The sequence below is a fragment of the Croceibacterium sp. TMG7-5b_MA50 genome (genome assembly GCF_039830145.1).
In the GTDB taxonomy this organism is placed as follows: Bacteria; Pseudomonadota; Alphaproteobacteria; order Sphingomonadales; family Sphingomonadaceae; genus Croceibacterium.
Genome location: NZ_CP156082.1, coordinates 2,367,088 through 2,387,160 on the forward strand (window position 1 = coordinate 2,367,088; position 20,073 = coordinate 2,387,160).

Genomic DNA, 20,073 nt, shown 5'->3' on the forward strand with positions numbered 1-20,073 from the left:
TTCAACCCTTCTGCCCGGCGGCGCGTTCCCCGCCGCGCTTCGTCGCCACCACGGTGTACAGCGCCGGCACGACGAACAGCGTGAACAGCGTGCCGATGGCCATGCCGACGCCCAGCACGAAGCTGATGGCGAAACGGCTGTTCGCGCCCGGACCGCTTGCCCCCACCAGCAGCGGGACGAGGCCGATCAGCGTGGCGATGGTGGTCATCAGGATGGAGCGGAGGCGCAGCGCGGCCGCCTTCTCCATCGCCTGCCGCCGGTCGGCACCCTCCTCTTCCTGGATCTGATTGGCGAATTCCACCAGCAGGATGCCGTGGCGGATGATCGATCCGGTCAGCGCGAGCAGGCCGATCTGGGTGTAGATATTGGCGCTGACCACGCCCAGCGCGAAGAACACCAGCGCGCCCGCGAGGCTCATCGGCACGCTGACCAGCATGACGGCGGGGTCGCGGAAGCTTTCGTACTGCGCCGCCAGCGTCAGGAAGACTAGGATGACCGCCAGGCCGAAGGCCAGCAGGATGTTCGATCCTTCCTGCGTGAACTGGCGCGATTGGCCGGCATAATCGACCGTGTAGCCCTGCGGCAGGGCGGCGGCCTGCTCCTCCAGGAAGGTGATGGCCTGCCCCAGCGACACGCCGGGTGCCGGCACGCCGGACAGGATCGCGGCATTGAGCTGGTTGAACCGGCTGAGCGCGTTGGGCCGGATCTCCGTATCGACGGTGGCGAAGGCGGATAGCGGCACCAACTGCCCGCGCCCGGCAGTGGCCTGCGCGCTGGTTGTCCCGCCGGTCGCGCCCGCCTGCCCGCCCGGTCCCGCCGGGGCAGCGGTGGCATTGCCGCCGGCGGCTGCGGCCATGGCCGGGTTGGCCCGGACATAGTAGTCGTCCAGCTGTTCCGGCGTCAGGCGGAAGCTGCGATCCACCTGCGGGATGACGCGGTAGGATCGTTCGTCCAGGCTGAAGAAGTTGACGTACCCTTCAGCCAGCAGGGTCGACAGATCCTGCCCCAGATTGGCGATGTCGACGCCCAGCGCGCTCGCCTTCTCCCGATCGATCGCGACATTGCCCTGCGCCCGGTCGAAGGTCAGGTCGCTGTCGATGAACTGAAACAGCCCGCTGGCGCGTGCGGCCGCCAGCACCTGTTCCGATTGTTCGAAGATTGCGCGCGGATCCTCGATCGAGCCCAGCACGAACTGGATCGGCGGCCCGCCGCCGCCACCGGGCAGCGTCGGCGGCTCGATCACCGTTGTCTCCAGACCCGGCACGCTGGCGACCGCTTCCTGCAATTGCGGCTGCAATTCCTGCTGCGTCTGCTCGCGGTCGGCCCAGTCCTTCATCACCGCGCCGGCGAAAGCGCTGTCGGGCGATTCCCCGCCATTGGTGACGAAGGCCAGCTGCACCGAATCCTGCTGCCGCATGATCTGCCCCAGTTCCGCCGTCCAGCGTTCCAGCTGGTCGAGCGAGCCGTTGGGGTCGCCGCTCGCCTGCACGATCAGGAAGCCGTCATCCTCCGGCGGGGACAGTTCCGCCTGCGCCGCATTGTACAGGAACCAGCAGCTGACCAGCACGGCGACGCCGAAGCCGATCACCACCCAGCGCCCGTCGAGCGCGCGGGACAGCACGCGGGCATAGCCGTCGGACGTCTTGCGGAAGCCTTTGTCGACCCAACGGGTGATGCCCTTCTTCTCGCTGCTGTTGGCCTTCAGCACCTGCGCGCACATCATCGGCGACAGGGTCAGGCCGACAATGCCCGACATCAGCGTGGCGCCAGCGACGGTGTAGGCGAACTCCGTGAACAGGCTGCCGGTCAGCCCGCCGATCAGCCCCACCGGCAGGAACACCGCCAGCACCACCACGTTCATCGCGATGATGGAGGAGGCGAGCTCCTTCACCGTGCGCTTGGCCGCCTCCTCCGGATCGGCGCCATCCTCGATATGGCGCATCGCATTCTCCACGATGACCACGCCGTCATCCACCACCGTGCCGATCGCCAGGATCAGCGCCAGCAGCGTCAGCAGGTTGATGGAATAGCCGAGCATGCTCATCAGGAAGAAGGCGCCGATGATTGACAGCGGCATGGCGATGACCGGCACCAGCGCCGACCGCCACGATCCCAGGAACAGCAGGATCACCACCGTGACGATCAGCAGCGCCTGCCACAGGGAGGAGACCACCTCGTCGATATTGGCGTTCACGGCCTCCGTCGCGTCATAGACGATGGTGGCGGTCATGCCGGCGGGCAATTGCTCCTGCACGCGGGGGAACAGCTCGTTCACCTGGCCGATCGTGTCCAGCAGGTTGGCGTCGGGCGCGACCTCCACCTCCATGAACACGGCGGGCTTGCCGTTGATGAAGGTGGAACTGGCGTAATCCTCCGCCCCCAGTTCGACCCGGCCGATATCCTCCAGCCGGATCAGCGCATCGCCGGTCTGCCGCACGATCAGGCGGCGGAAGCCGTCCACGCTGGTGATGTCGGTGCCCGCGGTCAGCGGCAGGCTGACGGTGGAACCCTTGGTCTCCCCCACCGCCGACAGGTAATTGTTGCTGGCGAGCGCGGCCTGCACATCGGACGGCGCGACATCCAGCGCCGCCATCCGCCGCGGATCCAGCCAGACGCGCAGCGCCAGGCTGGTGGAACCCTGCACCCGCGCCTGCTGCACGCCGTCAACGCCCTCGATCTGCGGGCGGATGGCGCGGTTAATGTAGTCGGTCATCTCCGCCGGGCTCAGCGCCTGGCTCTGGAACGCGATATACATCGCGTCCGTCTCCGCCTCGCTGGTGACGTAGACGATGGAGTTCTCCGCCTCAGGCGGAAGCTGGTTCGACACCTGGTTGATCTTGGTCAGGATCTGCGCGACCGCGTCGTTCGGGTCGTAGTTCAGCTCCAGGAACGCCTCGATCCGGCTCTGCCCCTGCGTGCTGGTGGATTGGAGGTAGTCGATCCCCTCCGCCTCAGAAATCGCCTGTTCCAGCGGAGTGGTGATGAAGCCGCGCACCAGTTCGGCATCGGCGCCGATATAGGGCGTGTTGATGATGATCGTCGCCTGCGTCACCTCCGGATATTCGCGGGTGGTGAGGGAGGTGATCGCCTGCAGCCCCAGCAGCAGGATGACCAGGCTGACGACGCTCGCCAGCACCGGCCGCTCCACGAACCGGGTGAGAAACCGCATCATGGCTGCTGCGGCACCTGCTCGGCCCCTTGCAGCGCGTCGCGCTTCACCACGCGGATCGGCGCGTCATCCTCCAGCTTGAGCTGCCCGGCGGTGACGACCTGCTGGCCTGCCTTCAGCCCCTTGGTGATCTCGGTATAAAGGCCGCGGGTCTCGCCGACCTCCACGAACACTGCGCGGGCGACGATCGGGGGCTGCTGCTGCTGGCCTTCCTCGCCGCCACCCTCGCCTCCGCCACCGCCCTGGCCACCGCCGCCGGCACCCTTCTCGGCTCCGCCCTTCTCCGCCGATCCGCCGCCGAACAGCCCTGACAGGAAACCGCCCTCCTGCTGTTCCGCCTCCTGCTCCTGCTGGCGGCGGCGCTGCTCGATTTCCTGTGGGGTCAGGCGATGGACGACATAGACCAGGTCGCCATAGGAATTGCGGGTCAGCGCGGTGGAGGGGACCACCACCACCTGCCGCGATCCGGGCAGGTCCACCGTCACGTCGGCGAACATGCCGGGGCGCAGCGCCCGATCGGCATTGGCCACCGTCGCCTGCACCTGCACCGCGCGCGTGTCGGCCTCCAGATCCGGATCGATCGCGGTGATCCGCCCTGCGAAGCGGCGGTCGGCGAAGGCTTCGCTGGTCATGGTGACGCCCAAACCCTCCCGCACGCGGGTAAAGGCGCGTTCGGGCAGCGGAAAGTTCACGAAGATCGGCGACAATTGCTGCAAGGAGACGATCGGCGTACCCGGGCTGACATATTGCCCCAGGCTGACGCGGCGGATGCCGAGAGTGCCGGCGAACGGGGCGTCGACGCGCTTCTTCTCGATGATCGTGCCGATCTCGCGCACCTGCGCCACCAGCGCCTGCCATTCGGCCCGGCGCAGTTCGACCTCCGCCTGCGCCACCGCACCCCGCTCCACCAGCCGCAACGCGCGTTGATAGGCCAGCCGCGCCTGTTCCGCCTGCGCGGCCAGTGCCGCGCGTTGCGCGCGTTCGGTCGTCGTGTCGAGGCGCACCAGCGTGCGCCCGGCGCCGGTCGTGCCGCCATTGGTGAAGTCGATGGACACCACCAGCCCATCGATCTGGCTGGTCACGTCGACGCCCTGCACCGCCTGTACGGTGCCGACTGCCATCAGCCGTTCCTGCCAGGTCTGCGCCTGCGCGGGCGCCGCACTGACGGAGGCGATCGGCGGACCGCCGCCGCCCTCTTCCTCGCCGCCGCCTCCCCCGCAGAACGCGGCCATCAGCGCCAGCACCAGCAGGATACCGAGAGCCAGCCAGACCATCGGCCGGCGCCAGAATGGCCGCTCACGCTCCTCGTGATGGTCGGGCGTTGCGGTGCCCTCGGGTGCGGGCAGCGCCTTGTGCTCCTCCGGCGCGGGCAGGGCAGGCCGCCCGTCGATTGTGCGGTCGGTCACAGCCCCTCCTCCGGCACGCGGCCGTCCTCCAATGCGGCGCGTGTCGCATCCAGGTATCCGCGCGCGGTGATCCCGCTCAGCTGCTCGTCCGTCAGTGGGCCAGGGCCGAGCGCGGCGAACAGGGCCGCCGTGCCCTGCAGCCGGGTGGCGACCGCCTCCACATAGGCGAAGCGTGCATCCTGATACGCCTGCTGCACCACCAACACGTCGATCACGTTGATCGCCCCCTCGTCGAAGCGGAAGCGGGCCAGTTCCAGGCTCTCCTCCGCCGCGGCCAGCGCGATCCGCTGTTCGGCCAGCGCCTCGGCATTGGCCTCCAGCGTGCGGATGCCGTCGGCCACCTCGGTAAAGGCGGTCAGCACCTGTTCGCGGTACAGAGCCAGTGCCTCCTGATAGGCCGCCACCGCCGCGTCGCGGTTCGCCCGCCGCCGGCCACCATCGAAGATCGGCGCCAGCAGGTCAGCGCCAAGATCGAACACCGGGGACGGCGACGGCAGCGACAGGCCCGGCGCGCCACCGGCGATGCCGAACGCCGCATTGAGCGTCAGGTTGGGATACAGATCCGCCGTCGCCACGCCGACCTCGGCACTGGCCGTGGCCAGCACCGCCTCCGCCGCCAGGATGTCCGGTCGCCGGCGAACCAAACTGGACGGCAGGCTGATCGGCACCGCCTGCGGCAGGCGGATAGTGTCGAGGGCGAGTGGCGGAATGCCGGCACCGGCCGGCGGCTCACCCACCAGCAGCGCGAGCCGGTTCTCCGCTGCGGCCAATTGGCCGCGCAATGGCGGCACGCTGGCGCGCAGCGACGCGATCTCCGCCTCCTGCGTCACCAGGTCGGCACGGGCATCCTCCCCTTCCGCGACGCGGATGCGCAGCAATTCCAGCCGCTCCGCCTGCACCGCCAGCAGTTCCTCGCGCGTGGCGATCTGCGCCCGCAGGCCGGCGGCATCCAGCGCGGCGCTGACGATGTTACCCGCCAGCGCCAGGTAGGCCGCCTGCACCTCCTGCGCTTGCCGCTGGTATTGGGCCACGGCCGCCTCCACCAGCCGGCGGTTGCGGCCGGCAAGGTCGAGGTCGTAGGTCACCGCCCCGCCGGCGGTATAGACGGTGAAGTCGCTGTCGGCGGCGCCCTGGTTGCTGCCGCCGCCGCTGGAATTGGCACTGTAGGATGCGGTGCCCTGCGCGCCCACTTCGGGCACCAGCACGCCGCGCTGCGCCCGCAATTGCGCCTCCGCTCCACGCAACCGCGCCCGTGCCGCGGCGAGCGTCGGGCTGCGGGCGAAGCCGCGTTCCACCAGCGTGACGATCTCCGGCGTGCCGAACCAGTGCCACCAGCCGGGCGGCAGATCCTGCCCCGGCACGAAATATTGCGAGGCGCCGGCGGGACCGTCGGTGGCGGCGGTGATGGTGGGGGTCTCGCCTGCGACATAGGCGGGAACGGAGGGCGGAGTGGGGCGGGTGAAGTCCGGCCCGGCGACACAACCCGCCAGCGGCAGCACGGCGGCGCCCATCAGGACAAGATGATGCGCGTGCCGGGCGCGCGGATGACCCCCCATAAACTTGGCAAGCTACGAGAATGGTTAGTGTTCCCGGGAAATGCTTGAGAGGCCGGGCAAAAGTCGCCATCGCACGGGTTATGCACTTCGACCTGCCCGGCTTCGACCTTCCCCGGTTCGTCCAGACCACGCTGGCGGAGGATCTGGGCACCGGCTGGCCGGGCGGCGGGCAGGACGTCACGGCGCAGAGCGTGATTCCAGCGGAGGCGCGCTTCGCCGGGATCATGGACAGCCGCGATGCGGTAACCGTCGCTGGCCTGGCGCTCGCCGCCGCGTTCTTCCGCGCGCTGGACCCGAACGTGACGATAGAACCGCTGGTTGCCGATGGCGAACAGGTGCCGGCCGGCACCGCGTTGATGCGTCTGGAAGGCCGTGCGCGGGCGCTGCTGACGGCGGAACGGTCCGCGCTCAACACGCTGCAGCACCTGTCCGGCATCGCCACGCTGACCCGCCGCTACGTCGATGCGATGGGCGATACACACTGCATCCTGCTCGACACACGCAAGACCATCCCGGGGCTGCGGGTGCTGGAGAAATACGCCACCACTATGGGCGGGGCGCAGAACCATAGGATGGGCTTATGGGACGCGGCGATGATCAAGGACAACCATATCGCCGTCGCAGGTGACGTGGGCGAAGCGGTCCGCCGGGCGCGCGCCGCCGGGGTCGCGCGGATCATCTGCGAGGTCGACCGGATCGACCAGATCGAACCCGCGCTGCAGGCCGGCGCCGACCACCTGCTGCTCGACAACATGGCGCCGCCTATGCTGCGGCAGGCGGTCGCACTGATTGCCGGGCGCGCCGCGACGGAGGCATCGGGCGGCGTCACGCTGGACACCATCGCCGCCATCGCCGCCACTGGTGTGGACTACGTCTCCGTTGGTCGCCTGACGCAGAGCGCACCGGCGGCCGATATCGGGCTCGACTTCACGCCCCTGTAAGCCGGTGCCTGTGATCCAGATGGTGAGCCGGCCGGCCTCCATTCGCGCCTTTGCCCTGCTGTTCATCGCGCAGGGGCTGATCGCTTTCGCTGCCTCTCTGGCCGACCTGTCGGCGACACAGGCTGCTTACGCGCAGATGACCGGTATGCCGGTAACCCGCGATGGCGCGATCATTGCCGGCAGCGCGCGATTGACGATCGTGCTGATCCCGGTGGCGCTGGCATGGTGGCGACGGGCACGCCTGGTGCGCTGGCTGGTCCCGGCGATGGTGACGTTGCGCATCGTGCTGGCCGGGCCGGATATGCCGCTGGTGGAATGGATCACCCTTCCCATGGCGATGGCCGCCGCCGCCTGCCTGTTCCTGCCGGGCGCGCGCCGCTGGTTCAGCGCCGTTCGCTGAAGAAGGCGCGCAGCAGCGCGGCCGATTCGCCTTCACCCATGCCGAAATAGACGTCGGGCCGGTGCAGACAACTGGGCTGGTCGAACAACCGCGCCCCGTGCGCCACCGCGCCGCCCTTCGGGTCGGGTGCCGCGTAATAGACCCGGTCCAGCCGGGCATGGGTGATCGCGCCCGCGCACATCGGGCACGGTTCCAGCGTGACCCACAGCTCGCACCCGGTCAGCCGCTCGCGGCCGAGCGCCGCCGCTGCCTGCCGGATGGCGACGATCTCCGCATGGGCGGTGGGATCATGGGTAGCCCGCGGTGCGTTGCGCCCTTCCCCGACGATCCGCCCCGCGTGTACCACTACCGCGCCGACCGGCACCTCGCCCGCGTGTGCAGCCTCCGCCGCCAGGTCCAGCGCGCGGCGCATCGGCGGGGGGAGCGGCCAGCGGGTCATCGCGCCTGTCGCTATCGCCCCGCTTGCTTGACGGCAACCGCCCTCGCCGCTATGCGCGCCGCTTTCCACGAGCCCAGGCCGCCCGCCGCAGCCACATGGCTCAGTCTGATTCGAGAGAGAACCATGTCGCGCATCTGCGAACTGACCGGCAAGGGCCGCCTGACCGGCCACAATGTGAGCCACGCCAACAACAAGACCAAGCGCGTCTATCTGCCCAACCTGCAGAACGTCACGCTGATGAGCGAAGGCCTGGACCGCAGCTTCAAGTTCCGCGTGTCGACCCATGGCTTGCGCTCTGTCGAGCACAATGGCGGCCTCGACAACTGGCTGCTGAAGACCAACGACACGAAGCTTAGCCCGCGCGCCCTGAAGGTGAAGCGCGAGCTGAAGAAGGCCGCTGCCCCGGCCGCCTGATCGGCCCGACAGCCTGCCGACCAAGGGCCGGTTCCCCAGCGGGGGAGCCGGCCCTTGTCGTATCCGCGGCGCATTTTCGCGCTGCCACCAATCTGCAACAGATCGGCCGCGTCGCTGTAACAAACCCCCGGTAGCGGCGCGGGCACTGGCCAAGGGCCTTTCGGGGGTAATCACAACATGTCACGCCATCTGCGCCTGCTCGGCGCGCCGCTTCCGCTCGCCTGCGTTCTGCTGGCCGCTCAACCCGTGCTGGCCCAGTCGGCCACTCCGGCATCGTCCGCGCCGCCGGTCGCCGACGGGGGCGAGATCGTCGTCACCGGCACCTATGCCCGCAGCATCGCCGCCGCGACGGAGACGAAGCGCAACGCGGCCTTCGGCGTCGATTCGATCGCTTCCACCGATATCGGCAAGTTCCCGACGCAGAACGTGGCGGAGGCGCTGCAGCTCGTCACCGGTGTCGCCATCACCCGCCCGCGTGGCGAAGGGCTGTATGTCAGCGTCCGTGGCCTTGGCCCGCAATTCCAGAGCACGCTGGTCAACGGCCGCACCGTGGCGATCAACGACCTGATCGAGAATGGCGGCGCGGCCGGGCGCCAGTTCCGGTTCGAGATGCTGCCGGCGGAATTCGTGTCGCGGATCGACGTCATCAAGACGCCCACGGCCGACATGACCGAAGGTGCGCTGGGCGGCAATATCGATGTCCAGACGTTCAAGCCGCTGGACGTGGGCACGCAGACCACGCTGAACCTGCGCGGCACCTACACCACCATGACCGAAAAGGTGCGGCCCAACGCCACGGTGCTGTCGAGCTACGCCACCGACGATGACAGCTTCGGCATCCTGGCGGGTGTGCAATATTGGGCGAAGTCGGTCCGCAACGACCGGTTCTACAACACCGGTTGGAACCTGATCCCGCGCTTCGCACAGCGGCTAGGCGGCAATTTTTACACCCCCCCGTACCCGTCCGACGGTGGAGACGGAGGAGCGCGACCGGTACTCCGGAATCGTCTCCGCGCAGTGGCGGCCGCTGCCCGATTACGAGGCGACGCTGGACGTGTCGCTGACCCGGCTGGATGTGGAATATGACGAGTTCGGCCTCGACATCTATCCCGACGATCCCGGCACGCAGATCGTGCCTGGCTCCTTCACCGTGGTCGGCGACAGCGTGACCCGCGCGACCATCACCGGCGTGCGCTTCATGGCCTCGCGCGAGCTGAGCCTGAACCGCCACGACCTCGTCAATGTGGGTCTGAAGCAGGTGTGGACGCCGGGTGACTGGAACGTGTCGGCCAACGTCAACTGGTCCTACGCCCATAGCTTCCACCCCAGCTACGACAAGGGCACGGTGCGTAGCCGGATGCAGGTCATCGCGCCGCTGACCTACGACGCATCCGCCGGCTACAAGGTCGCGCCGGACTTCACCGCGCCCGTCAATTTCGACGATCCGGCCAGCTACATCTTCTATCCGTTCAACATTGCGCCCAAGAACAGCAAGGACTGGGATACCTACGGCCGGCTCGACATCGGGCACGATTTCGACGGCTTCATTACGCGGCTGCAGGCCGGCGGCGAGTACCACCGGCGCATCCGCGACTACCAGCGGCGCGACTTCAACGTGAACGTGCCCGGCAATCCGCCGATCACGCAGGTGGTGCCCGGCGGGCAGGAAGCCTTCCCGTTCGACAATGCGCTGAAGGATTTCGGCGGCAACTTCCCGCGCAGCTGGTCGGTGCCGATCACGAGCGCGTTCTATGACCGGCTGTTCACCGATGCGATCGCCAACGCACCGCTGACCGCGGGCGACCTGCGCGCGTCCTATGTGGTGGAGGAGGATATCGTCGCGGGCTACGTGCGCGCCGATTACGGCTTCGACCTCGGCGCGGTGGGCGTCACCGGCAATCTTGGCGTGCGTTTCGTGCATACCGACCAGGTCGCCAGCGGCACGCTGACGCTGGGCACCACGCCCACCCCGGCCAGCTTCCCGCAGACCTTCAACAACTGGCTGCCCAGCTTCAACCTGCGGGCCGAGCTGACGCCCAACCTGATCGGTCGCCTTGCCGCCAGCCGGGTGCTGACGCGCCCGAACATGACGCAGACCGCGCCGCAGATCAGCGTGTCGACCGACGCGCCCACCGCCAGCGGCGGCAACCCGGACCTGCAGCCGTTCCTGGCGACCCAGATGGACGCCTCGCTGGAATGGTATTTCGGCCCCGCCGCGTCGCTGACGGGCGCCGTCTTCTGGAAGAAGATGGACGATTACATCACCCAGCAGAACGTCAACATCGACATTCCTGGCCGCGGCACCGTGCTGCTGAGCACGCAGGTGAATGGCGGCGATGCCAAGGTGTACGGCGCCGAAGCCGCCTACAGCCAGGTGTTCGACTTTTTGCCCGCGCCGTTTGACGGATTGGGCGTGCAGGCGTCCTATACCCACACTTCCGTCCGGTCGAACTACACGGCCGGCGCACGGCCGATCGTCAACCAGCTGATCGGCCTGTCCAAGAACAGCTACAACCTGGTCGGCTTCTACGATTACGGGCCGGTGTCCGCCCGCCTGTCCTATGTCTGGCGCGGTCGCTACCTGTCGAGCAGCGGCAGCACCACGCAGACCGAATCCTACGTCGCCCCGTTCGGGTCGCTGGACGGCAACCTGTCGTTCCGCGTGCTGGAAAACACGCTGCTGAGCCTGGAGGGCATCAACCTGGCGGGCGCGCGCGCCTATTCGTACAACGGGATCGAGCAGCGCTTCAACGAGATCCAGTATTACGGGCGCACCATCCTGTTCGGCGTCAGGACGCAGTTCTGATGCGCGCAGCTGCCGCCCTGCTCCTCGCCGCGCCCGTGCTGCTGGCCGCGGGGGAGCCGTCACCGCTGACGATGAACGACATCCAGGTCGTGGGGTCGCACAACAGCTTCAAGGCGGCGATCCCGCAGGCGGTGATGGCGCGGCTGCGGCAGACAGAACCGAAGCTGGCGGACGGACTCTACTATCATCACCTGTCGCTGGCGGAACAGCTGGATGCAGGGGTGCGCCAGTTCGAGCTCGACATCTTCGCCGATCCCGAGGGCGGGCGCTATGCGGACCCGGCCGGCGAGCAATGGGCGCGGGAGGCGGGGGAGCAGACGGGTTTCGACCGGGTGGCCATGCTGGCGCCGGGATACAAGGTGCTGCACATCCCGGACGTCGATTACATGAGCACCTGCGCCACGCTGGCGGCATGCCTGGGGGAGATCGATGGGTGGTCGCGCGCACATCCCGATCACCTGCCGATCATGATCACGCTGAACGCGGCGGATATGCCGTCGGGGCGCGAGGGCATCACCGTGCCGTTGCCGCTGGATGATGCCGAGCTGCTCGATGCGCTGGATGCGGAGATCAGCGCGGCTCTGCCGGGCGAGCGGCTGATCACGCCGGACGAGGTGCGCGGGGACGCCACCACACTGGCCGACGGTGTGCGAACACGCAGCTGGCCCACGCTGGAGGAGGCGCGCGGGCGGGTCTACGTGCTGCTGGACGTGCGTGATGCGGTGTCCGACGCCTATCGCGCCGGTCATCCCTCCCTCTCGGGCCGCGCGATGTTCGGCTGGTATCCGGACGGGCAGCCGGAAGCGGTGATCCAGATCGTGCAGGACCCGCTGGTCGATGGGGACCGCATCCGCCGCTGGGTGGCAGGCAATACGATCGTGCGCACCCGGACTGACGCCAACACGATGGAGGCGCGAACCGGCGACCATGCCAAGGCCGAGGCGGCGATGGCGAGCGGTGCGCAGGCGGTCAGCACCGATTACTACCCCGGCGCGCCCGATCCGCTGGGCACCGGCTTCACCGTCACTCTGCTTGGTGGCGCGATGGCGCGGTGCAGCCCGGTGCGGGTGCCGGCGGGCTGTCCGCTGGAACCCTGAGCGTCAGTTCACCACCGGGATCGTGACGCGGGCCGCCGGATCGCCGGCCGCCTGCGCCGCCTCCAACACGCGCAGCGCGTTGCCGCCCATCACCTTGGCGACGTCCTCCGCCGAATGACCGTTCGCCAGCATCGCGGCGGTGATGCGCGGGAAGTCGGCGATGGAGTCGAACCCCTCCACCCCGCCGCCGCCGTCGAAGTCGCCGCTGATGCCGACATGGTCGATCCCGGCGACTTCGATGGCATGTTCGATATGCAGCATCACGTCGGCGAAGGTGGCGCGCGGCACCGGCCAGCGTTCGTCGATCCGCTGCCGTTCCGCCAGCAGCGCGCGCCGCTCCGCCGCTGACTGGTTCGCACCCATGCGCCCGTACAGCGCGGCAAGCGCGGCCTGCCGCTCCGGAATGACGGGCTGGTCGATCATGTAGCCATTGAAGGCATTGATCTGCACCACGCCGCCCTCCGCCGCCAGCAGGCGCAGTTCCGCATCGGCCACGTTGCGCGGATGGTCGTACACCGCGCGCACGCCCGAATGGGACAGGATGATCGGCGCGCGCGACAGCTCCAGCATCTGGCGCAGAACATCGTCCGATGCGTGGGAAGCGTCGATCAGGATGCCCAGCCGGTTCGCCTCCGCCACGAATTGCCGGCCCGCATCGGACAAGCCGTTCCATTCGGGCTGGTCCGTCGCGCTGTCGGCCAGCGCGTTGTTGCGGAAGTGGACGGGCGACGCCATCGTCACGCCCAGCCGGTGGAAGGCGGTGAGCAGCGAGACGTCGCGTTCGAACGGGGTGCCGTTCTCCATGCTCATGAACACGAAGCGGCGACCTGCGGCGACCGCCGCACGCGCCTCCTCCGCGGTGGTGACGAAGCGGAACACGTCGGGGTGGCGCGCGGCCATGTCACGGATCTGCGCCGCGCGCACGAAGGCGGCATCGCGCGACGCCTGCACGCCTTCCGGGGTACGCGCGCCTTGCGCGGTGTAGATGGCGAAGAACCCGCCATCCACGCCGCCATCGGCCATGCGCGGCACGTCCACCTGATCGCCGTCACCCTCCGTCGTGTGCCGCTCCAGGATACTCCACCCCTCGCGTCCCAGATTGGCGGGCGTGTCGAAATGGGTGTCGAGCACGATTGCGTCGGCATGGACGGCGGCGACGTCCTGCGCCGCCGCCGGCATGGCGCAGGTGAGCGCGGCGAGGAGCAGCGGCAGGCGCATCAGAAGGGCGTCCGCTCTTCCAGATTGCGCTCCACCTCCGCCCGCGTGATCCACAGGTCGCGGAACTCCTTGCGCGACAGCAGGTCGAGCTGGTCGCTGCGATGCGCGGAGTGCGGCTGACTGGCATTGCCGTAGCTCATCAGCCCGACAGCCTTCATCGGGGTGCCGAACTCCACCATGGACACCCAGGTCTCGCCATGGACGGGGGTACGCTCGCCATTCTTCATCGCACCCCAGGTGATGGTGCGGAACACGCCCGTATTGCCGAAGCCGCCATTGCCCGGAACACTGACGTCGCCGATGTGGAAGCGCGACACCTCCCCGAACGGGCGGTCGATCCGGCCGTACAGCTCCGTCGTGCGGGCGACCGCCTGCTTCAGCAGGGCGACCGCATCGGTGGGGCTCTTCAGCCCGCGCGGTGTATTCAGCGGATCGTCCAGCGTCCACTTGACGGCATAGTGCGACTGGTCGGTGAAGTTGTTCGGCGCAAACAGCGCGGCCCATGTCTCGAACAGCAGCGCGGCCTTGGCGTCGGGTTCGAACCGGCCGTCCCACTCCGACAGCAGCGCGGTGGCCGCGACGATGTCGGGATCGGTGCTGCCTGCGGCGGCCTGCAGCAGGTCAGGCAGGACACGCTCGGGCATCAGCGCCTTGGTTTCCAGCTTGCGATCGACGAACTGGTCGAAGGACAGCTTGGGCGTCAGGTCCATCAGTTCGATCGAATGCTGCGCGCGCAGGCTGAACGGCCCGGTGGGCGCGACATAGCCGGGGAAGGCGGCGGGATCGAGTTGGCGCGGCCAGGTGGCGAGCCATGGCGGATCGTTGGCGTTCTGGACGAAGCCGCTGGCCGGGTCGATGACCTTGGGCAGGTCGGCGAAGCTGTGCAGTTCGCGCCACATTGTCGATGACACATTGCCCGCCACCGGCTTCGACCAGGTGGCAAGGTCGCCGCCATCGTGCTTGGGCAGCAATCCGTTGTCGAGATACATGATGTGCCCCGCACGGTCGGCGTACACGATGTTGAACATCGGCACCTGCATCTGTTCCAGCGCGGCGGTGAAGCCGGCGAAATCATGCGCCTTGCCCATGTCGAGGTACTGCTGCAGTGCGCCCGGCCGGTCGAGCCCCGCCACCTGCAGCGCCACCGTGCCGGCATCGTTCGGCAGGTCGAACACCGGCCCTTGCACGGCATAGCGCTGCTCGAAATGGACGGGCCGCACCACGCCGTCCTCGCCCTTGACCTTGTAGCTCTTCAGCTCGGTGCGGAACGGCAGTTCGATTCCGTCATAGCGGTAGCCGCCCTCGGTCAGCTCCAACTGGTAGCTGGTGAAGCCCAGCATGGTGTTGACCGTGTTGGTGAAGCCCAGATCGTCGTTGAAGGCGAAGCGCAGCACCGGCAGGCCGACCTGCGTGGCGCCATATACGCTGTAGCCGGGCGCGTTCAGGTGCGCCTCCATGTAGGTCAGCTGGCTGGGCGCCCAGGGCAGATGCGGGTTGGCCAGCAGCATGGCATTGCCGCTTTCCGAACGGGATGGCGCGACGGCCCAGGCGTTCGATCCGCCCGCCTCATTCGTGCGCGGATCGACCAGCACCTTGCGGTCCGACGCCACGTAGACATAGTTCATCAGCTTGTGCGCATGGGCCATGATGTCCGTACCCGACAACGGCAGCACCACCCGTACGGCCGGGTCCAGCTTGTCAGGATGCGCGGCGGCGTAGGCGTTGATGCCGTCGGCGAAGGCCTGCAGGTCGGCCTGCATCTCGGGCGTCTGCATCGCGAACCAGGCTGCGGAGCGCTGCGGCACGTCGTTGGCGACCAGCCAGCGGTCGCCATCCGCATACTTGGCGCCCCAATATTCGGCCGCACGGCCGCGCGCCTCCCCCATCATGCGCAGCAGCAGGTCGCCATGGTTCTGCGCCTGGGCATAACCGAAGCCCCAGAAGGCGCCGGCTTCGGTGTTGGCATAGACGTGCGGCACGCCGTAGCTGTCCCACAGGATTTCGCCCCCACCGGCATTGGCCCCGGCGTTCTGGGCGGCGGTGGGCGCCGCTTCCTGTGCCAGCGCCGGCGGGGCGGCAGTGACCAGCAGCAGGGCGGCGAGAAGCGTCGGACGCATGGACAGGTTCCTCATCAGAAGTTCACCGTGACACGGCCGTAATAATAGCCGCCGGTAAAACCGTACGATCCGCTGGTGGCATAGAAGCCGGCCCCGGTATTGACGTTGGTCAGCGTGTCATTGCGATCGGGATAGACGTTGAACAGGTTGTTGGCACCCACCGCCAGCGTCAGCGTATCCGACAGCGCAGCCGACAGTTCCGCATCGGTGATCCACTTGGCGCCAAACTCCCGGTCGTTCGCCACCACGTTGCCGTAGGATTTGAACTCGCCGAAGCGAACCACGCGGGTGGACAGGGTGAAGCGGTCCAGCGTCAGCGTGTTGCCGATGAACAGCTTGGTTTCCGGCAGGTTGACCGTCAGGTTGCTGCGCGACACCCGGTCGAACAGCACGTAATCCGGCCCCAGGGTCGCCAGTTCCGCCGGGTTGGCCTTCACGCCGGTGATCTTGGTCTTGTTGTAGTTGAAGCCGATGTTCCACGACAGGTCGGCAAGATCGCCGATACCGTGGCGGTAAGTGGCGACCACGTCCACGCCGCGCGTCCGGGTGTCGATGGCGTTGGTGTAGTATTGTGCACTGATGTCCGGCGACAGGCCATTCGCCACCAGGATCGCCGACACCGCATTGCCCGTCAGCGTGCTGGTGATGGCAATGCGGTCATCCACCGCGATCTGATAGGCATCGATCGTTATGTTGAGCCGTGGCAGCGGCGTCAGTACGATGCCGGCGCTGATATTGGTAGACTTCTCCGGCGTCAGCGGTTCGGCACCCAATGCCAGCGCCGCCGGACTGCCGACGGGCAGCGTCTTGATCTGCAGCAGCGTCAGCGTGGGCGGCGTGCCCACCGTACGGAACTGCCCCGTGGTAGAGGCATAGATCTGCTGCGCCAGCGATGGCGCGCGGAAGCCGGTGCTGACAGCGCCGCGCACCGACAGCGCCGAGGACAAGGCATAGCGACCGTTGAGCTTGCCGATCAGCGTATCGCCGCTGTCATCGTCGTAATGTTCGAAGCGGAGCGCGCCGCCGATCGTGATGTCGGCGTTCGGATCCCAGGCGAGATCGGCATAAGCGGCGATGTTGTTGCGGCTGGCGGAGCCGGCATCATCCGCGGTGAAGCCGGCGGCGCCCTGCGCGCCGGGCGCCGGGCGGCCGAGCGGCGTGGTGTAGGTGCCCGCGGCGGAACTGGCATCGTCGCCCTGCACCACCTCGTACCGTTCCAGCCGGTGCTGCAGCCCGGCGGACACCTGCAGATTGCCGCCGCCAAGATCGTAGCCGCGCGTCACGTCGAGCGAGTTGACCCATTCGCGCGAGATCAGCGAACCGACGTAGAACTCCGTCGGGCTGGACGGGCCGAGGGTGGCGTTAAGCGTTCCGTCCGCGTTCTGCCGGGCACGGTTGCGGCCCAGCGTGGAGCTGACGTCCCAGTTCCAGCCGGACAGTTCCCCGCGGGCGCCGATCGCAAATTCATAATCCTCCTCCGCAATCACCACTCGCGGACGAAAGCCGTTGGGAAACACCTGCGGTAGCGAATTGGCGTTGGTGGGCGGGCGGTAGGTGTAGTTGAGGTCGGATACACGCTGCGTGTAGGTGCCGAACGAATACAGCTCCACCGATCCCAAATCGTATCCGGCATTGTAGCCGGTGGCGATCGCCTCCGACGGCATGGTGCCGTAATTGTAGGTCACCAGCCGGTCGATCGTCGCCTCCCGCGGGTCGAGCGCGCCGTTCACCAGCGGATACAGCCGGATCGACTGGCTGATCGGCTCCGCGCGGTTGGAAGCCAGCTGCTTCCTGGCGGTGACGGACAGATTCACGAACCCGTCGGAACCCAGCGGCAGGCCCAGGCTGCCCTCCGCCTGGAACAGTTCCCCATCGCTGTGATCGTAGTTCTGGCCGGCCGTGGCGGAGACGAAGCCGCCCTGCGGATCGTCCTTCAGGATGATGTTGATGACGCCCGCGATGGCGTCCGACCCGTACTGCGCCGCCGCACCGTCGCGCAGCACCTCGATCCGCTCAACGGCGGAGGTCGGGATCATGTCGAGGTCGGCCGGGACCGAGCCATTGTAATAGGAGGAGACCGCGTTGATCAGCGAGGTCTTGTGCCGCCGCTTGCCGTTCACCAGGATCAGCGTCTGGTCCGGGTTCAGGCCGCGCAGGCCACCGGTGGCGATCACGGTGGAGGTGCCACCGCCCGCACGGGTCGGCAGGTTGAAGGACGGCACCAGCGTGTTCAGCGCCGACAGCACGCCTGACCGGCCGGTGCGCTGCAGTTCGGTCCCGCTGATGACGTCGATCGGGGTCGGGCTGTCGATCACGCTGCGCGGCTGGCCGCGATTGCCGGTGACGACGATGGGGTCGGACTCCTCCACCGGTGCGGGATCGGCCGCTGCGGCGGAGGCGGTGGTTGCGCCCACGCCGCCCGTCACCTGCATCAACGCGTTCGTTCCGCGGGAAGCGGTGATGGCGACGGGAATGCGCGTCGCCGGCATTTCAGGCAGCGCCAACGAGATCACGCCCGAATTCGTCCGGCGGATGACCAGACCGGTGCCCGCCAGCATGCGGCCGAGGGCCTGGTGCGCCGGCATACGCCCGCGCACCGCCGCGCTGCGCAGGCCAGCGACCCGGTCATGCGGATACAGGATCTGCAGGCCGGACTGATCCGCGAACCTCGCCAGCGCCGCATTGACCGGCTGTGCTGGAATGTCGAACGCGATGGTCGCGGCGGCTGCCTGCGCACCTTCTGCCGGCAACGCCGCCGCAACGATCATCGCGGTCGTTCCCAGCGCGTATCCCAAGGTCCTTGTCACCATCGCTTAAACCCCCACAGTTCCGATCACGGGCGGGTAAACGGGGCTGGCGATCAATTCTGCCACCCGGTGTAAGGATTTTGTAATTTTATTGGACAAACGCCGGCAAAGCTGTTTGGAACCACCACGGGGAGCGGACTCACGGGAGTGAGATCATCGACACATGGTGGGGGATCCGCGGTGCACGCTGTCAGGGCCAGGCTGGAATGGTACAAGGCGGCAATCCTGCCGCACGAGGGCGCGTTGCGCGCACGATTGCGCCGGGTCCTGCCCGATGGCGCGGATGTCGACGACATGGTGGCGGAGGCGATGGCCCGTGCCTACGCCGCGGGCGACATCGCCGAAAGCGCGACCGGCCGTGCCTACCTGTTCCGCATCGCCCGCAACCTGGTGATCGATGCGGCGCGCCGCAGCAAGATCGTCTCTTTCGAGATGGTAGCCGATCTGGAACTGCTCGGCAGCGACACCACCACGCTCGACCGGATCGAGGCGCGCGACGAACTGCGGCACCTGCAGGCCATCATCGACACGCTGCCCCCGCAATGCCGCCGTGCCTTCGTGCTTCGTCGGGTATACGACTGGTCTGTCGGCGCGATAGCAGAGGACATGGGCTTGTCCGTTTCTACAGTGGACAAGCACTTGGCCCGCGCGGCGCTGAAGGTATCGCAGGCGATCGGCCAGTATGAAGGCAACGGGTTTGGCTGGTCTCTCGGAAAGCGCGGCAAAACGGCAGGCGATCGAACGGCAGGCGGTGGAACGCCTTCTGGAGGCGCGCGCCAGCGGGTCTGACGCCGACTGGGACGCAATCTACCGCTGGATCGAGGAGGACCCCGCTCATGGCGTCGCCTTCGCCCGGGCGGAGGCTTCATGGGACCTGGCCGAACGGCTGCGCGAAGATCCCGCCTACCATGATCAGCCGGTGGCAGAGCCTATTGCCGCGCCGCGCACTATCCACCCATGGACGCGCTGGGGCTGGCCGGCGGCGGCGATCGCCGCCTGTGTCGCAATGGTCGGCATCATCACCCTGCAGTTCGGCATGGCGGTGGACACCTACCACACGGCCATAGGGCAGCGGCGCACCGTGCAACTGGCCGATGGCAGCGCCGTCACGCTCAACACCGGCAGCGCGATCGAGGTTGCATTGACCGATCGTACCCGCGCCGTCACCCTGCTGCGTGGGGAGGCAAGCTTCACCGTCGCGCCGGACAGGCAACGCCCCTTCGTGGTTACCACTGACGGGCTGACGGTCCATGCCATCGGCACCGCGTTCAACGTCCGCCTCCGCCCGCAACTGACGGAGGTGACGGTGACCGAAGGGGTTGTGGCGATCAACGGCGCGCGACCCGACGAACAGCTGGTGCGCGCGGGCCGGGCCGCGGCCGTGCGCCCCGGTGCGGTTGCCGTCACATCCCTGCGCGGCGCCGAGATCGACCGCCGCCTCGCCTGGCGTGGCGGCAAGCTGAGCTTCGACGGTGATACGCTGGAACAGGCCGTGGCGGAGTTCAACCGGTACCGCACCAGCCCGATCGTCATCGGCGATCCCGCGCTCGCCGGGCTGCGCATCGGCGGCACGTTCCGCGCCGACGGGTCCGACGATTTCGCCGAAGCGCTGGGCGATCTGTTCGGCATCCGGGTCCTGCGTGGGCAGGATGGCTCGCTGTTGCTGGTCGCGACCGAGCAGTAGCAGAGATCGCCCGGCCGTC

The 20,073-nt window shown here is 68.0% G+C and carries 15 protein-coding genes; 8 read left to right on the plus strand and 7 right to left on the minus strand.

Features of this window, described 5'->3' with window-relative positions:
• Nucleotide 1: 1 nt before the first annotated feature.
• From V5740_RS11185 to V5740_RS11195, 3 genes are read right to left on the minus strand one after another with little or no spacing between them, the layout of a single operon-like run.
• Nucleotides 2-3,172: an efflux RND transporter permease subunit gene (locus V5740_RS11185; RefSeq protein ID WP_347302557.1), complete on the minus strand. Its 3,171-nt coding sequence runs from the start codon at nucleotides 3,170-3,172 to the stop codon at nucleotides 2-4.
• Nucleotides 3,169-4,575, minus strand: coding sequence for an efflux RND transporter periplasmic adaptor subunit (locus V5740_RS11190; protein WP_347302558.1), 1,407 nt, complete (start codon nucleotides 4,573-4,575; stop codon nucleotides 3,169-3,171). Before V5740_RS11190 ends, V5740_RS11185 begins: the two co-directional genes overlap by 4 nt.
• Nucleotides 4,572-6,131: an efflux transporter outer membrane subunit gene (locus V5740_RS11195; RefSeq protein WP_347302559.1), complete on the minus strand. Its 1,560-nt coding sequence runs from the start codon at nucleotides 6,129-6,131 to the stop codon at nucleotides 4,572-4,574. Before V5740_RS11195 ends, V5740_RS11190 begins: the two co-directional genes overlap by 4 nt.
• A gap of 80 nt (nucleotides 6,132-6,211) precedes the next feature.
• On the opposite strand from V5740_RS11195, the gene nadC reads away from it, so the two are divergent.
• Both nadC and V5740_RS11205 read left to right on the plus strand, forming a co-directional pair.
• Nucleotides 6,212-7,072, plus strand: coding sequence for a carboxylating nicotinate-nucleotide diphosphorylase (gene nadC, locus V5740_RS11200; protein WP_347302560.1), 861 nt, complete (start codon nucleotides 6,212-6,214; stop codon nucleotides 7,070-7,072).
• A 10-nt stretch (nucleotides 7,073-7,082) separates the two neighbouring features.
• The gene (locus tag V5740_RS11205; RefSeq protein WP_347302561.1) at nucleotides 7,083-7,472 is read left to right on the plus strand and encodes a hypothetical protein; all 390 of its coding nucleotides are present in this window, start codon (nucleotides 7,083-7,085) and stop codon (nucleotides 7,470-7,472) included.
• On the opposite strand, the gene V5740_RS11210 is transcribed toward V5740_RS11205, so the two are convergent.
• A complete protein-coding gene (locus tag V5740_RS11210; RefSeq protein ID WP_347302562.1) occupies nucleotides 7,456-7,911 on the minus strand; it encodes a nucleoside deaminase in 456 nt (151 codons plus the stop codon). The genes V5740_RS11205 and V5740_RS11210 overlap by 17 nt on opposite strands.
• 123 nt (nucleotides 7,912-8,034) lie before the next feature.
• On the opposite strand from V5740_RS11210, the gene rpmB reads away from it, so the two are divergent.
• The 4 genes from rpmB (at nucleotide 8,035) to V5740_RS11230 (ending at nucleotide 12,228) form a co-directional block, all read left to right on the plus strand.
• Nucleotides 8,035-8,325, plus strand: coding sequence for a 50S ribosomal protein L28 (gene rpmB / locus V5740_RS11215; protein ID WP_347302563.1), 291 nt, complete (start codon nucleotides 8,035-8,037; stop codon nucleotides 8,323-8,325).
• Nucleotides 8,326-8,502: 177 nt separating this feature from the next.
• Nucleotides 8,503-9,411, plus strand: coding sequence for a TonB-dependent receptor plug domain-containing protein (locus V5740_RS11220; RefSeq protein WP_347302564.1), 909 nt, complete (start codon nucleotides 8,503-8,505; stop codon nucleotides 9,409-9,411).
• Nucleotides 9,296-11,131 carry a TonB-dependent receptor gene (locus V5740_RS11225; protein ID WP_347302565.1) on the plus strand — a complete coding sequence of 612 codons (1,836 nt, stop codon included), beginning with the start codon at nucleotides 9,296-9,298 and terminating at the stop codon, nucleotides 11,129-11,131. Before V5740_RS11220 ends, V5740_RS11225 begins: the two co-directional genes overlap by 116 nt.
• Entirely contained in the window at nucleotides 11,131-12,228 is a 1,098-nt protein-coding gene (locus tag V5740_RS11230; RefSeq protein ID WP_347302566.1) for a Ca2+-dependent phosphoinositide-specific phospholipase C, read from the plus strand. The genes V5740_RS11225 and V5740_RS11230 overlap by 1 nt, the downstream gene beginning before the upstream one ends.
• A 3-nt stretch (nucleotides 12,229-12,231) precedes the next feature.
• Here V5740_RS11230 and V5740_RS11235 read toward each other — a convergent pair whose 3' ends face one another.
• Genes V5740_RS11235 through V5740_RS11245 form a run of 3 tightly spaced genes read right to left on the minus strand, consistent with a single transcriptional unit; the run spans nucleotide 12,232 to nucleotide 18,373 of the window.
• Nucleotides 12,232-13,446: a dipeptidase gene (locus V5740_RS11235; protein ID WP_347302567.1), complete on the minus strand. Its 1,215-nt coding sequence runs from the start codon at nucleotides 13,444-13,446 to the stop codon at nucleotides 12,232-12,234.
• Nucleotides 13,446-15,563 carry a penicillin acylase family protein gene (locus tag V5740_RS11240; RefSeq protein WP_347302568.1) on the minus strand — a complete coding sequence of 706 codons (2,118 nt, stop codon included), beginning with the start codon at nucleotides 15,561-15,563 and terminating at the stop codon, nucleotides 13,446-13,448. Before V5740_RS11240 ends, V5740_RS11235 begins: the two co-directional genes overlap by 1 nt.
• Before the next feature lie 14 nt (nucleotides 15,564-15,577).
• Nucleotides 15,578-18,373 carry a TonB-dependent receptor gene (locus V5740_RS11245; protein WP_347302569.1) on the minus strand — a complete coding sequence of 932 codons (2,796 nt, stop codon included), beginning with the start codon at nucleotides 18,371-18,373 and terminating at the stop codon, nucleotides 15,578-15,580.
• A 177-nt stretch (nucleotides 18,374-18,550) separates the two neighbouring features.
• Here V5740_RS11245 and V5740_RS11250 point away from each other — a divergent pair, with 177 nt between their 5' ends.
• Nucleotides 18,551-19,159 (plus strand): sigma-70 family RNA polymerase sigma factor, encoded by a 609-nt coding sequence (locus V5740_RS11250; RefSeq protein ID WP_347302570.1) that lies wholly within the window; start codon nucleotides 18,551-18,553, stop codon nucleotides 19,157-19,159.
• Nucleotides 19,122-20,054 (plus strand): FecR domain-containing protein, encoded by a 933-nt coding sequence (locus V5740_RS11255; protein WP_347302571.1) that lies wholly within the window; start codon nucleotides 19,122-19,124, stop codon nucleotides 20,052-20,054. Before V5740_RS11250 ends, V5740_RS11255 begins: the two co-directional genes overlap by 38 nt.
• The last annotated feature ends 19 nt before the right edge of the window (nucleotides 20,055-20,073 follow it).

Excerpts from the sequence above, each read along its gene's own strand:
- V5740_RS11185 (WP_347302557.1), bottom strand. The coding sequence starts at position 3,172 with ATGATGCGGTTTCTCACCCGGTTCGTGGAGCGGCCGGTGCTGGCGAGC.
- V5740_RS11195 (WP_347302559.1), bottom strand. The coding sequence starts at position 6,131 with ATGGGGGGTCATCCGCGCGCCCGGCACGCGCATCATCTTGTCCTGATG.
- nadC (WP_347302560.1), top strand. The coding sequence starts at position 6,212 with ATGCACTTCGACCTGCCCGGCTTCGACCTTCCCCGGTTCGTCCAGACC.
- V5740_RS11210 (WP_347302562.1), bottom strand. The coding sequence starts at position 7,911 with ATGACCCGCTGGCCGCTCCCCCCGCCGATGCGCCGCGCGCTGGACCTG.
- rpmB (WP_347302563.1), top strand. The coding sequence starts at position 8,035 with ATGTCGCGCATCTGCGAACTGACCGGCAAGGGCCGCCTGACCGGCCAC.
- V5740_RS11220 (WP_347302564.1), top strand. The coding sequence starts at position 8,503 with ATGTCACGCCATCTGCGCCTGCTCGGCGCGCCGCTTCCGCTCGCCTGC.
- V5740_RS11230 (WP_347302566.1), top strand. The coding sequence starts at position 11,131 with ATGCGCGCAGCTGCCGCCCTGCTCCTCGCCGCGCCCGTGCTGCTGGCC.
- V5740_RS11235 (WP_347302567.1), bottom strand. The coding sequence starts at position 13,446 with ATGCGCCTGCCGCTGCTCCTCGCCGCGCTCACCTGCGCCATGCCGGCG.
- V5740_RS11240 (WP_347302568.1), bottom strand. The coding sequence starts at position 15,563 with ATGCGTCCGACGCTTCTCGCCGCCCTGCTGCTGGTCACTGCCGCCCCG.
- V5740_RS11245 (WP_347302569.1), bottom strand. The coding sequence starts at position 18,373 with ATGGTGACAAGGACCTTGGGATACGCGCTGGGAACGACCGCGATGATC.